The organism is Iodobacter sp. (assembly GCF_025352645.1).
Taxonomy (GTDB): Bacteria; Pseudomonadota; Gammaproteobacteria; order Burkholderiales; family Chitinibacteraceae; genus Iodobacter.
Genome location: NZ_JANXSO010000173.1, coordinates 1 through 13,864, shown reverse-complemented (window position 1 = coordinate 13,864; position 13,864 = coordinate 1). Strand labels below are relative to the sequence as shown.

At 48.0% G+C, this 13,864-nt stretch carries 14 protein-coding genes; 8 read left to right on the top strand and 6 right to left on the bottom strand.

The features are described 5' to 3' along the window. The 5 genes from lgt to Q0R17_RS19000 form a co-directional block, all read left to right on the top strand. The coding region (lgt, locus tag Q0R17_RS19020; RefSeq protein ID WP_293937951.1) for a prolipoprotein diacylglyceryl transferase at positions 1–604 on the top strand (604 nt) is incomplete at its 5' end. A 118-nt stretch (positions 605–722) separates the two neighbouring features. Beyond that, positions 723–1,565, top strand: coding sequence for a putative selenate ABC transporter substrate-binding protein (locus Q0R17_RS19015; protein ID WP_293937950.1), 843 nt, complete (start codon positions 723–725; stop codon positions 1,563–1,565). 121 nt (positions 1,566–1,686) lie between these two features. After that, positions 1,687–2,475, top strand: coding sequence for a phosphonate ABC transporter ATP-binding protein (locus Q0R17_RS19010; protein ID WP_293937948.1), 789 nt, complete (start codon positions 1,687–1,689; stop codon positions 2,473–2,475). After that, complete coding sequence (gene phnE / locus Q0R17_RS19005; protein WP_293937946.1) at positions 2,469–4,031, top strand: phosphonate ABC transporter, permease protein PhnE; 1,563 nt, start codon at positions 2,469–2,471, stop codon at positions 4,029–4,031. The genes Q0R17_RS19010 and phnE overlap by 7 nt, the downstream gene beginning before the upstream one ends. 235 nt (positions 4,032–4,266) lie before the next feature. Next, a complete protein-coding gene (locus tag Q0R17_RS19000) occupies positions 4,267–4,770 on the top strand; it encodes a DUF456 domain-containing protein (protein WP_293937944.1) in 504 nt (167 codons plus the stop codon). 432 nt (positions 4,771–5,202) lie between these two features. On the opposite strand, the gene corA is transcribed toward Q0R17_RS19000, so the two are convergent. The 5 genes from corA to Q0R17_RS18975 all read right to left on the bottom strand — a co-directional run bounded on the left by corA (position 5,203) and on the right by Q0R17_RS18975 (position 10,173). Beyond that, positions 5,203–6,300, bottom strand: a complete 1,098-nt coding sequence (gene corA / locus Q0R17_RS18995; RefSeq protein WP_293937943.1) for a magnesium/cobalt transporter CorA — start codon at positions 6,298–6,300, stop codon at positions 5,203–5,205. Then, positions 6,261–7,730, bottom strand: coding sequence for an exopolyphosphatase (gene ppx / locus Q0R17_RS18990; RefSeq protein WP_293937941.1), 1,470 nt, complete (start codon positions 7,728–7,730; stop codon positions 6,261–6,263). Before ppx ends, corA begins: the two co-directional genes overlap by 40 nt. 138 nt (positions 7,731–7,868) lie before the next feature. Continuing rightward, complete coding sequence (gene phoU, locus Q0R17_RS18985; protein WP_293937939.1) at positions 7,869–8,570, bottom strand: phosphate signaling complex protein PhoU; 702 nt, start codon at positions 8,568–8,570, stop codon at positions 7,869–7,871. A gap of 215 nt (positions 8,571–8,785) precedes the next feature. After that, positions 8,786–9,445 carry a ribose-5-phosphate isomerase RpiA gene (rpiA, locus tag Q0R17_RS18980; protein ID WP_374759888.1) on the bottom strand — a complete coding sequence of 220 codons (660 nt, stop codon included), beginning with the start codon at positions 9,443–9,445 and terminating at the stop codon, positions 8,786–8,788. A 125-nt stretch (positions 9,446–9,570) separates the two neighbouring features. After that, positions 9,571–10,173 carry a MarC family protein gene (locus tag Q0R17_RS18975; protein WP_293937935.1) on the bottom strand — a complete coding sequence of 201 codons (603 nt, stop codon included), beginning with the start codon at positions 10,171–10,173 and terminating at the stop codon, positions 9,571–9,573. A gap of 182 nt (positions 10,174–10,355) precedes the next feature. Here Q0R17_RS18975 and Q0R17_RS18970 point away from each other — a divergent pair, with 182 nt between their 5' ends. From Q0R17_RS18970 to Q0R17_RS18960, 3 genes are all read left to right on the top strand, one after another. Further along, on the top strand, positions 10,356–10,775 hold the full coding sequence (locus Q0R17_RS18970) for a globin family protein (protein ID WP_293937933.1): 420 nt from the start codon (positions 10,356–10,358) through the stop codon (positions 10,773–10,775). A 189-nt stretch (positions 10,776–10,964) separates the two neighbouring features. Continuing rightward, positions 10,965–12,449, top strand: a complete 1,485-nt coding sequence (locus tag Q0R17_RS18965) for a S41 family peptidase (RefSeq protein WP_293937931.1) — start codon at positions 10,965–10,967, stop codon at positions 12,447–12,449. Continuing rightward, positions 12,449–12,769, top strand: coding sequence for a hypothetical protein (locus Q0R17_RS18960; protein WP_293937929.1), 321 nt, complete (start codon positions 12,449–12,451; stop codon positions 12,767–12,769). The genes Q0R17_RS18965 and Q0R17_RS18960 overlap by 1 nt, the downstream gene beginning before the upstream one ends. A 281-nt stretch (positions 12,770–13,050) precedes the next feature. Here Q0R17_RS18960 and Q0R17_RS18955 read toward each other — a convergent pair. Then, a partial coding sequence (locus tag Q0R17_RS18955) for an FAD-dependent oxidoreductase (protein ID WP_293937927.1) occupies positions 13,051–13,864 on the bottom strand: 814 nt, incomplete at its 5' end.

Below are 13,864 nucleotides of genomic sequence, written 5' to 3'. Positions count from 1 at the left end.
GATCCTCGGTGGGCGGTTGGGTTATGTGCTGTTTTATAAGCCAGACTTTTACTTTTCGCACCCGCTGGATATTCTCAAAGTTTGGGAAGGCGGCATGGCGTTTCACGGCGGTTTCCTTGGCGTATTGGTGGCGATGTGGGTATTTGGCCGCAAGACCAGCCGCAGCTTTTTTCAAGTTACCGACTTTATCGCTCCACTGGTGCCGCTGGGCTTAGCCGCTGGCCGCTTAGGTAACTTTATTAATGGCGAGCTGTGGGGCCGTGTGACTTCGGCAGACATGCCGTTTGCGATGATTTTTCCGCAGGCGCACGACGGGCTGCCACGCCACCCTTCGCAGCTATATCAGTTTGCACTGGAAGGCGTCACGCTATTTATCTTGCTGTGGCTGTACTCCGCCAAACCACGCCGCACCGGCCAAGTTTCTGCGCTATTTTTATTAGGCTACGGTTTATTCCGTTTTATTGCCGAATTTGCCCGCGAACCCGATGATTTTCTGGGCTATCTAGCCATGCACCTTTCAATGGGGCAATTGCTTAGCCTACCGATGATCCTGATTGGCGCGCATTTGTTTTGGTGGAGCAGCAAAAAACCACGTAATGCCTAAATCGTAGGATGGGTGGAGCGTTCTCTGCGCGAAAAAAGACCGTGCACGTAAAGCGATACCCATCAACGCTGCGCTCCACCCATCCTACAATGACATCTCAATCATAGAGAAAAGCACCATGAAACTACGCTCCATCGCCCTTGTGGCATCTTTACTGGCCGCTGGCTTTTGCCAAGCGGAAGAAGTATTAAGAGTCTCGGCGATTCCTGATGAATCACCTACCGAGCTACAGCGCAAATTCTCCCCTCTAGGCAAATATCTGGAAGCTGAGCTGGGCATGAAAGTGCAGTTTGTACCGGTGACTGATTACGCGGCCGTGGTAGAAGCACTGGCTGGCAAGCGCATTGATTTGGCTTGGCTGGGCGGCTTTACCTTTGTGCAAGCCAATAAACGCGGCAAGGTTACGCCGCTGGTGCAGCGTGAAGAAGACGCCCATTTCACCAGCAAATTTATTACCGCCCGTAGCGATATCAATAGTCTGAATGATCTAAAAGGCAAAACCTTTGCCTTTGGCTCGGCGTCCAGCACCTCTGGCCACCTGATGCCGCGCTACTTTATTGAGCAAAAAGGCATTGATCCTGATAAGGATTTCAAAGGCCTGCCAGCGTATTCAGGCACCCACGATGCAACGGTGGCTTGGGTGGCTTCTGGCAAGGTAGACGCGGGTGCGTTGAATGCTTCGGTTTGGGATAAATTGGTCGAAATGAAAAAAGTTGACCCAAGCAAAGTGCGCGTTTTCTACACCACCCCACCGTTCTTTGATTACAACTGGACTATCCGCTCTGATTTAGATGCTGGCACAGCCGCCAAGCTTAAAGCCGCCTTCTTAAAGCTGGATGCTAAAAACCCAGCGCATAAAGAAGTGCTAGAGCTACAACGCGCCAGCCGCTTTATTCCAACATCGGCAGAGAATTACAAAGCGATTGAAGAATCAGCAAAGAAAGTGGATTTAATCAAGTAGGGTGGGCAAAACGCTTTACCTTGCCCACGCGGGTGAATGTTCAGCGCTATTGAACATCACCGCGTAGGCACAAAAACGTGCCCACCCTACAACTATTGCCCTCATTAAACATAAGTACACCATGTTCCAACTGCAACAACTCTCACTCACACTTGGCACTACTTGCGTATTAAACAACATCACGCTTGCCGCCACGCAGGGCGAGCAGATTGCCTTAATTGGGCCTTCTGGCGCGGGTAAATCATCCCTTTTACGGCTGCTTGCCACGCATCATCGTCCACAAAGCGGAGAACTTAGCCTCTTAGATTGCTTGCCTTGGCGCTTGCCTCGTGACCAATTGCAGCCATTACGCAGCCGTATTGGCATGGCGTATCAAGCGCCGCCGCTGCCTGGCAAAAGCCGTGTGATTACCGCGATTGCTGCTGGGCGCTTGGGCCAACAATCCTTCTGGCAATCTTTATTGGCGCTGGCTTATCCGCAAGATATTGCAGGCATCAGTAGCGTTTTAGCCAACGTGGGCCTTGCAGATAAATTATTTGAATGTTGCGATACTTTATCCGGCGGGCAGCTGCAAAGAGTGGGCTTGGCGCGGGTGCTCTATCAAGCCCCCGAGCTGCTACTGGCTGACGAGCCCGTTTCAGCGCTCGATCCTGTCCTTGCGAGCAAAACGCTTGCCTTGCTCACCCAAGCCGCAGCAGCGAATAAAGCCACCTTACTGACTAGCTTGCATTCGGTTGATCTTGCCCTGCAGTTTTTCCCAAGAATTATTGGCCTACGCCAAGGCACGGTGCAGTTTGATTTGCCTACAAATCAAGTCAGTAGCGAGCACTTAGCCACACTCTATGCAGGGGAAATCATAGACGCTAGCTCGGTAGAGCAACACCCGCTTCCCCGAGGCGCAAGATGCTAGCCAGCCGTTTTAAAGACCCAGCCGCACCGCTGCGCCTGGGCATCACGCTGGCCGTGATTATATTATTTGCACCAGCCTTTCAACTCAGCGGCGTTGACCCAAGTAAGCTGTGGGAAAACGGCACTTTAGACCATCTATTTATCTTTTTAGCGGGCTTTTTCCCGCCTGCCCACTCCGCCGATTTCCTGCGTGAAATGGGCCTTGCCACCATTCAAACGCTATCCGTTGCAACGGCAGGCTCATTCCTCGCCATGCTGATTGGCATCCCCGCTGCGCTCCTCTCCACCGAGGCGCTATCCATCCCCCTGCTCACCGCCGGAAGGCAGCGTATTGCCCGCTGGCTGGGAGTACCGCTCTTACGCAGTGGCTTACTCCTGCTGCGTGGCGTGCCAGAAATTGTTTGGGCGCTGCTATTTGTGCGTGCCTTTGGCCTAGGCTCTACTGCGGCAGTGCTGGCGATTGGTCTTGCATATGGCGGTATGCTGGGCAAAGTATATGCAGAGATTTTAGAATCTCAGCCCCAAGAGCCCGCTGCAGCCCTGGCTGCCAGCGGTGCATCACGCTGGCAAATTTTTAGCCACGCGCTATTACCACAAGCCTTTGCCGAGCTATTGTCATACTCAGTTTACCGCTGGGAATGCGCCATTCGAGCCTCGGCAGTGATGGGTTTTGTTGGCGCGGGCGGCTTAGGCCAGCTACTTGATACCTCTATCAAAATGATGAATGGCAGCGAAGTCGGTAGCCTCTTACTCGTGTTTTTACTGCTGGTCACCGGCACTGAAGCCATCAGCCAGGCTGCGCGCAAAATAGCCGATTACCAAAAAATACTGATCGCGGCGGCAGCAGCGCTCATGTTTTCTGCTTACTGGCTATGGAGCGATTGGCAACAGGCCTTTAGCGCCAGTAGCAATCTGCTGACCTATCTATACGACTTTTTTCCAGTAGATTTAAGCGCCGCCCACCTGCAAAATGTAGCAAAAGGCGCAGTCGAAACACTAGCGATCTCGGCAGTGGGAACCTTACTGGCACTGCTTGGCGCAGCCGTACTGGCCCTGCCTGCCGCTGGCCGCTGGGGCGCTTTACCCAAGGCGATCACTCGCTTTGCACTTAATTTTTTGCGCGGAGTGCCGGATTTACTCTGGGCTGCAATCATGGTGCTGGCGGTTGGCCTAGGCCCTTTTGCAGGTACGCTGGCACTGGCACTGCATACTTGTGGCGTATTGGGCAGGCTGTTTACCGAAACACTAGAAAACGCCGACCCGCTACCCTATGACGCTCTAATTTGCAGTGGCAGCCGCCGCTTTAGCGCATTTTGCTATGCGCTGATGCCACAGGTATTTGCCCAATGGATTGCCTATACACTTTATCGCTGGGAAAACAATATCCGCATGGCTACGGTATTGGGCTTGGTGGGGGCTGGCGGCCTTGGGCAGCAGCTCTACTTCACACTGTCTTTATTTCAGCAGCAGCAAGCCGCCACCATCATCATCGCCATGCTGATTTTATCTTGGCTGGTTGAGCAGCTCAGCTTGTTTTTGCGGCAAAGATTGAACTGATTGAGAGTGAGGGCCTCCTAATACCCAATCCTATCAACTTAAGAGCAATCTGTTGATCGTTAAATCCTAGGTGATCAACTTAGCTCTATCTATCACAAGCATTTAAATATCGTAGGGTGGGTACAACCCGCGTTTTTTGCATCGCTCGCGGGTTGCACCCGCCCTACGGTGATATTTTGCTTAAGTTGATAGGATTGTCCTAATACCACCCACCTTACAATAGATTTAGGAAAACATGCTCGATCCCTCCCTATTAAACGCAGACATCGCTTGGTGGATAGTCGCCTGGCTGCTGATGATTTCAGGCCTGCTAGGCACACTGCTCCCCTTCTTGCCTTCTACACCATTTATTTTTGGTGGCATGCTACTGGCGGCTTATTTAGATCACTTTGCCCGTGTTGGCTATGGCTGGCTAACGGTGCTGGGCTTGCTGCTGCTGTTATCTATGGTGCTGGATTATATTGCAGGCGCTTTGGGCGCGAAAAAAGTAGGGGCCAGCCCGCAGGCTATTTGGGGGGCCTTGATCGGTGGCATTTTAGGTATTTTTGCGGGCATACCAGGGCTGATTCTCGGCCCATTAATTGGGGCCGCGGTTGGGGAATTCTGGGCCAAGCAAGATGTATTGCAGGCAGGCAAGGTGGGGATTGCCACCTTTATTGGCATGCTGGTGGGAGCCATCGCCAAAATCGCCATCGGCCTAGCGATGTTCGCCGTATTTGCATTTGCTTGGTGGGTTTAAGGTGATTCTAAATAATACTTTGCAATGCTAGCGACCAGCCGCTAGCACCTTAAAGCTTATCCATAAATTACAAAAAAATTCTACATACAGTAATAAACCGACATACTTACCGTTTATCGGCAAGATACATATCATTAGACATAATTTACTTGCTTGAAATATTTCAACGGCATAATCAATACACCTTAAGGAAAATCATTTAATCCTTTAAGTAGATGAAAAAATTTACTCAAAAGAATAACTAAATAAATAGAATGGAAAGTAAAATTGAATGCTAATTACCCACATCAAATAAATGACTTTTCATTTTTTGAAGCAGAAAGGCAAACGGATAGGCGTAAAAAAATAAATAACAGCTTTCCATGCTGCACGGAAGAAGGGCTATTACTGAGCGAACGCCGGGAATACATTGACCGGCGTCTACAAACAGCATCAGAACCAGCGCTTAGCTCTGAAGTACAAGGTTAACCCCAGCCCAATAAATGCCATTAAGCCCAAGACTGCAAAATAGCCAAAGCGCCAATGCAATTCCGGCATGATTTCAAAATTCATACCATAAATACCGGCAATTAAAGTCAGCGGCATAAATATGGTTGTGAGTACCGTAAGCCGGCGCATTTCTATATTCATGCGGTTCGATTGCAAAGACATATAATTGTCTTGTAATGAGTTAATTAAATCCCGCAGGGCCTCGCCACTTTCAATCATTTGCACAACATGATCATAAACATCGCGTAAATAAAGCTGAGTTTCATCACGGAAAAAATCCGCCTCATCACGCTGCAATGTATTCATCACTTCGCGCAATGGCCATAAACCACGTTTTACATATTGCATAGTGCGGCGCAAAGCTTGAATTTCTTGCAATTGAGCCGGATTAGGGCCGGATGAAATTGCGTCGTCCAAATCCTCGCAGCGCTCGCTAATGGCTTCAAGCACAAGGAAATAACGATCGACCAGTTTATCCAGCAGGGTATACACCAAATAATCTGAGCCAAAGCGGCGTAATTGCGATTGGCTGGATTTCAGCCCTTCACGAATCTGATTAAAAGTGCCGCTCGGTTTTTCTTGGAATGTCAGCACATAGTTTTTTCCCAAAACAATACTGACATGCTCGCTACTGATTTCCCCAGCTTCACTGACACTTACCAAGCGCACACAAATAAACACGTAGCCGTTAAAGACCTCAACTTTCGGCCTTTGCTCGGTATTCAGGATGTCTTCTAGCACCAAGGGGTGTAAGCCAAAACGGCGGCCTACCACCTTTAATAAATCAATATTGGCCAAACCATGCAAATTAAGCCAGAGCAAAGGATGCTGGGGCTGATAGCCATGTCCTTCTTCTAGGGAAGTAAATAGCTTCTCATAAAACGCGTCAGCGTCCTGGCCATATTCAATTAAGCTGGCTAAAGTTTGATCCGCAGCACGCGGGCCAACATATTGCATGGTGCCTGGTGCCATTCCCGCCTTACTTGCGGTGGGAACCGTTCTTAACTTACGACGTGTAGTTTCATGCCGATGTTTTGCCACGCGTTTACCTCCTCAGTCAGTGCATAGGCAGTCAGGGGATTAGCATCCAACCAAGTACGATCAACTTCTAATAAGAATTGTTTACTATTAGCTTCGCAGCGCAACAGTGGTAGCTCAATATCGGTGCGCGAGCGGCAAAAAATAGCCGCTAGCCGCAGTGCTAAAATCGCCGACCATTCAACTAAATCGATGACATTTTCATCCAGCTTACCTAAGCCACCACGATGGGCTAATACTAATCTTGCTAGTAGAGCCTGTTCGCGCTTAGAAAAACCCGGCATATCAGCGTGCAGTAAAATATACGCAGAATGCTTGTGATAGCTGGCATGCGCAATTGAGCGGCCTACTTCGTGTAAGCCTGCAGCCATATTTAAGCGATGCGCGCCCACCGTATCATCAGCCACCATCGCAGCGTAAAAGCGGCCAGCTAGCTTAGCCACTCTTTCTGCTTGGTAAGGATCAACATGGTAGCGACGCTGAAACTGCTCAACCGAGCGATGACGAATATCGTGCTCTGATTGCCGCCCCACTAAATCGTATAAAACCCCATCACGTAGCGCACCAAAGGTCACCCCCATTCGCTCTACAGCCAGCATATCAAACACCGCCATCATAATGGCAAAGCCGCCTGGCAATACGGGGCGGCGATCGGCACGCAAGCCGTTCAGCTGCACCTTATCGATATGCCCAGCTTCTAAAATATGCTGGCGCAACTTATCCATGCCTGCACGGGTAATGCCCAAGGCAGAGAAATCGTTCAGCTCTAAAATATCAGCAATGGAGCGTGCCGTGCCCGATGTGCCAACGGCGCGCTGCCATTGTTCATGATTAAAATCAGGCACCAATGAAAGCAACATGCCACGTGCTGCAAGCTCGGCCTCAGCCAAGCGCTCAGCAGTAATAATGCCATCGGGGAAAAATCGTAAGCTCCAGCTCACGCAGCCCATAGGTACGCTTTCAGTACGAAAAATTCTAAAGTGGCTGCCAGTGATGAGCTCAGTTGAGCCACCACCAATATCTACCACCAAGCGTTTATCCCGAGTGGCAGGCAGGCTATGCGCCGCGCCAATATAAATTAACCGCGCTTCTTCACGACCTGCGATCACTTCTATTGGAAAACCCAAAGCGGCTTCAGCTTGCGGTAAAAAAGTACTGGCGTTTTTTGCCACCCGAAAAGTATTGGTGGCAACCGCACGCACGCACTCTACAGGCAAGCCGCGTAGCCGCTCACCAAAGCGCGCCAGAGCTTCAATGGCCTGCTGCTGGGCCTCAGCTGTGAGGCAGCCTGCGGCATCAAGACCTGCCCCAAGCCTGACGGTTTCCTTTAGAGAATCTAAAGGGAAGAGAGCACCTTCAACCACGCGAGCAATTTGCAAGCGAAAACTGTTAGAGCCAAGATCGACTGCGGCAATGATAGGATAATCAGGCATGTAAATACCGAGATGAGAGCATGGGCGTAACGATAACGTGCGCCCGCCTTGCTGGCAAACAGGAAAATCCCCACAAGTACAAAGGGCAAAGGCGGTTTTGACCGACTTTGCCCTTAAACTGCAGAAAATCCAAAGGAATTAGCTGTGTGCTACACGGTCTACTTCTTCTTGGTTTTTATGACGTACATCTTGCCCTTTTACCAAGAAAATAACCTGCTCAGCAATGCTTACCGCCAAATCACCAATTCGCTCAATCGCTTTAGCAATCCATTGAATTTCTAAAGTAACGGTAATAGCGCGTGGGTCTTCCATCATTACGGTAATTAATTGGCGTTGCAATGAACGATATTCGTCATCTAAACGCTCATCCGCACGTTTTACATTGGTGGCCGTTACCGCATCCATACGAGCAAAAGCATCTAGTGCTTTAGAAAGCATATCAATGGCGTGCTCAGCAATATGGTTTAATTCATTAAAGCGTGGAACTTGCAATCGGCCTGATTCATAAATGTTTTTGGCACGTTTGCAAATGCGCGCGGCTTTATCACCAATGCGCTCTAAATCTTCAACTGCTTTAATAACAGTCATCACCATGCGCAAATCAGATGCGGCAGGTTGACGGCGTGCAATCATATGAATACACATATCGTCGAGCAAAACGTGCATATCATTAACACGATTTTCTTCTTCTAATACATGATTGATGATGTTTAGATCGCCCGAGGCCAAAGCCTGCATCGCCTGACGCACTTGTTCTTCAACTAGGCCAGCCATGCCCATTACTTGTGAGCGAATTTCTTCTAGCTCGGCATCAAATTGTTTGGAAATATGTTCAGACATTCGAGGAATTCTCCTGCAGTTTAAGCTCGTCGTAAAATAACATAATTATATGACTATTTTATTGCATCTTTCTGAAAACAGCTAAGGCACTGACTGTGTCTTTATAGCATCATTAGATTATAGACATGTGGCATTTTTAAAAAAAGCAGCAAGCCATTTATATTCAAAGGCTTGGCTTACTGCCATGCACAAGGCATATTAAATATTAACTACAATTATTTTAATACTTGCACACCTTTGCTTGTGCCTAATAACAGCACGTCGGCGCGGCGATGCGCAAATAAACCATTAGTCACCACGCCCACAATTTCATTAATTTGGCTTTCTAATTGATTAGCTTCGCTAATTTGCAAGCCATGCACATCTAAAATGATATTGCCATTATCTGTAATCACCCCTTCACGGTAAGCTGGGTGGCCACCTAATTTAACCAATTGCCTAGCCACATAAGAGCGAGCCATTGGAATAACTTCTACGGGTAATGGAAACTTACCCAAAACATCCACTAATTTGCTGCCATCAGCAATACAAATAAACTGCTCTGCCACCGCAGCTACAATTTTTTCACGTGTTAAAGCCGCACCGCCGCCCTTAATCATTTGCAATTGGCGGTTAATTTCATCCGCTCCATCCACATAAACGGGTAAACGATCCACCGTATTTAACTCAAAGACAGGAATACCATGTGATTTTAACCGCGCGACACTCGCCTCTGATGAAGAAACAGCACCTTGAATTCGATCTTTCATGGTCGCCAGTGCATCAATAAAATAATTAGCAGTTGAGCCTGTACCCACCCCAACAATGCAATTATCTGGTACATATTCAAGCGCTGCACGGCCAACGGCTTGTTTCAATTCATCTTGGGTCATTATGATTTCCTTTTAGGATTTGATATTACACAGCGATGGCAAAAGTAAATCGTTCCGCATAACATCTTTAGGATAATTAATTAACAAAAACATTGTAACCCACTAGGGTGCTATCGCCTTGTGGCTAATCAAGACAGAGTTGCAAGGTAATGGCGAATCCCTGAAAGCAGCATTTCTACCGCAATTGCCGTTAAAATAAGCCCCATTAAACGCTCAAAAGCAGTGGTAACCCGCTCCCCAAGCAGCAGGCTAATTTTTTCTGAGAAAGCCAGCGTTAAGCCGCACACCAGCATTGTGAGAGCCAAAGCACCAATCCATTCCCAAAGCCTTGCCGGTTCCCTCGAAACCAACAACAGCACGGTTGCCAAGGCCGATGGCCCTGCCAATAGAGGAATGGCTAGCGGCACAATAAATGGCTCGCCCTCTGAGGTATCGCCAAACACGCCCTCTGGGTGCGGAAAAACCATCCGCAGCGCAATCAAAAACAAAATCACCCCACCCGCAATACCGAGCGATGTTTCAGATAAATGCATCAGCTGCAAAAACTGCTGACCAAATAGCATAAAAGTAACCAGCACACAAAAAGCCACCGACACTTCTCGCAAAATCATGCGTGTTCGCCGTGCTTTGGGCACTTGTTTCATCAAAGAGACAAAGAGAGGAATGCCACCCAGTGGGTCTGTCACAAGGAGCAAAAGAATAAAAGCCGAAGCAAAAGAAGAAGTTTCCATAGCCCAGATTCTAGCGCGTCCCAAAACAAAAACCCATTGGGAAAATCATGGTGTACCGCGGCTAGCCATTAGTCAGCCCAGTAGGCATGACAATATTTGACAGGCCATAGTGAACAAAGCATAGGAATTTAGGCTCATTAGCTGAAATTAATCTTGCACTTGCTTAACCAAGGATAAAAATCATGGCTTTAACCGAAAAAGATATTGCGCTTGTAAAAGAAACACTGGCCCTTGTACTGCCGATTGCCGACACCGCGGCCGAGATGTTTTATCAACATTTATTTGAAATTGCCCCCGAAGTAAAACCCCTTTTTAAAGGCGATATGAAAAAACAAGGCGCAATGCTAATGGGCAGCATCAAGCTGGCGGTAGACAACATCAACAATCCAACCGTTTTATTGCCCGCCATACAAAAACTAGGCGAGCGGCACGCTCAATACAACGTGCAAGAAGAACACTACACCACCGTGGGCAAAGCCTTGCTCTGGACTCTAGAACAAGGTTTGGCAGATGCATTTACCGATGACGTTAAAAAAGCGTGGGCAGCAACTTACACCACCTTAGCCTGTGAAATGATCAAGGCCCAACAAAGCGTAGCGTAATGAAGGCGTGTAAAAACATATAACTGAAGCCTAGCAAGCTAACCTTGTATGCATTTTGTGTATGCCGTAAGAATATATTTTGGAGTAAGTGTAATGATTTATACATTGATCAATGTAGAATACTTTCTTGAAACAAAGCAAAAACTTAAAATAATATTTCAAAAAACCATGCAAGTTTAGAGAGAAACCATGCTTTTCCACCCAACAACTGTTTTAAAAAATAGTCTAAAACTAAGTTATCTTAGTCTGATTTGCGCTTTAACTGCCTGCGGCGGCTCGCAAGAAGACAGCGGTAACGCATTTAACGAGGGTGCAATACCTTCATCCAAAGTTTATAAAGACATGTGCGCCACACCACGGCGTGGCACAGATCCTTACAATGGCAATCGCAGCTATCCAGATCACCAAGGCACACTCAATGATGAAAAAAACTGGCTGCGCTCATGGGTTGATGAAACCTATCTTTGGTACCGCGAAGTCCCTCAGAAACTGAATCCTGCCTCTTACAGCAGCGCCATTGATTATTTTAATGCACTGAAAACATCAGCCTTATCCCCTTCCGGTAAAGCCAAAGATCACTATCACTTTACTGAAAATACAGACGAAGCTAATAAACAAAGCCAATCCGGTATAGAGCTTGGCTATGGTATGGCGTTTTCTTTTGTAGCAAACCAGCCGCCACGCAAGCTGATTGTGGCCTACACCGAGCCAAACTCCCCCGCTGCTTTGGCAGGCATTCAGCGCGGTATGGAAATTGAATCTGTCGACGATGTTGATTTGGCCAATAGCAGTAATGTAAATGCACTTAATTCTGGGTTATTTCCAAAAAGTGCAAATCAAAGCCATACTTTTATATTTAAGAATTTAAATGGCCAAAGAATATCTAAAACATTAATTGCAGCCGATATTCAAACAACCCCGGTGCAAAATGTAACGAGCTTTGATACCAATACAGGGAAAGTCGGCTATATGACATTTAATAGTCATAATGCCGTTTCAGAAAAAGGCTTAATCGATGCGGTAAATCGCTTAAAAACAGATAACATAAGTGATTTAATTCTTGATTTGCGCTACAACGGCGGCGGCTTGCTGTATGTGGCCGATGCATTAAGCTACATGATTGCTGGCCCGCTACAAACACAGGGCAAAACCTTTTTTAAATTAAAATATAACGATAAAACGCCTGTTGATCCAAATAATACATGGCCTTTTTATCCAACCTCCTCCAGCTTTAGTGCACTACCTAGCTTAAATTTAAAACAAGTGACTATTTTAGCGGGTAGTGGCACTTGTTCCGCCAGTGAGGCCATTATTAATGGCTTACGTGGTATCGACGTGAAGGTGAATCTCATTGGCGGACAAACCTGCGGCAAGCCTTATGGCTTTATTCCACAAGATAATTGCGGCACCACCTATTACACCATTCAGTTTCAGGGTGAAAATCATAAAGGCTTTGGTGATTATTCAGATGGCTTTAGCCCCACTTGCCAAGTAAGTGAAGATTTCAAGCAGCCGCTCGGTGATAAAAATGAACGGCTGATTGCTGCAGCCTTAAATTACAGAACAACGGGATCTTGCCCAGCGAATGGCCAATCCCTTGGCCAATCCAGCACCGCAAACACCCTGCTACGCCCAGCAAGCAAAGAAATCATGCGCTTGGAGCGGCCTAAGTGATGAATCGCTGGCTGATTTGCTTACTATTAACTGGCTGCCAAGCCTTGGCCCAACCACCAGTAGCAGCTATGCTCGCAGAGCCAAGCCCAGAAGTGAATCGCTTAGTGGCCGAGCTTTTGGGAGTTGCTGAGGTGAGGCTAGCCAATGATGCGCTAGTGCATGACAGCCAGCTGCTGATTGAGCGTAGCAAGCTGCAAGGCTTGAGCTTGGAAAAGCCTGAGTTATTTAAGCTTAAGCTGATCAGTAAGCACTGCTGGTTAAGCCGCGTCAGCACCGGCCAAACCGCCGAGCTTCAATCAGCCAAGTGCATCGCAAAGTAAAAAACCGGCCTAGCAGAGTGATCTGCTAGGCCGGTTTTTTAGGAGTAAGCCTGATTTGCAATCATGTCACGCGTGGGCACAAAATCGTGCCCACCCTACATTACTTTGCATTTGTAGGGCGGATAAAACCCGCGAGTAATACTCCATAAATACACGGGTTTCACCCGCCCTACGATATTGATCATGCGTTTGCAAAAGAGACATCGCCAAAAAGCTTTGTTTTCTCTGTAAGCCTCTATGGTTTAAGACTTAACCCTACACATCTATTAGCCTCTGCCCCCTTACCAAGCGCCTAAAAACTCCAACATCCCTTCTGCGGCTTGGCGGCCTTCAAATACGGCGCGTACCACCAAATCTGCACCACGGACTTGATCGCCACCGGCAAACACTTTTGGATTGCTGGTTTGGTGCTTTAAAGCTTGTTTCTCTGGGGCGATAGTGCGACCACGACTGTCTACCTTAATGCCCTGCGCTTCAAACCATGATGCCGCTTCGGCTTGGAAACCAAAGGCCACAATCACATGATCGCATTCGATGATTTGCTCAGAGCCAGCCACTTCCACCGCTGCTTGGCGGCCATTGGCGTCCGGCGCACCCAGCTCGGTGGTAACCAGTTTTAAGCCTAGGCTGCCGTCGCTGTTTTGGATAATCCCAACCGGCTGGCGATTCCACAGAAACTCAACGCCCTCTTCTTTAGCATTCAACACTTCACGTTTAGAGCCTGGCATATTGGCTTCGTCGCGGCGATAGGCGCAGATTACCGATTGAGCCTGCTGGCGAATCGAGGTGCGGTTACAATCCATGGCAGTATCGCCACCGCCTAACACCACCACGCGCTTACCGGCCATGCTGATGTAATCTTCCCCAGCTGGCAGGGTAGCCATGCTGTTTCTGACGTTATTAATCAGAAACGGCAGCGCTTCCATCACGCCAGGCAACTCTTCGCCCTCAAAACCGCCCTTCATATATTTATAAGCACCCATGCCCATAAATACGGCGTCGTAATCCCTCAGCAAATCTTCAATCGTAATGTCTTTGCCGATTTCGGTATTTAAGCGAAACTCGATGCCCATCCCTTCCATGATTTCACGGCGG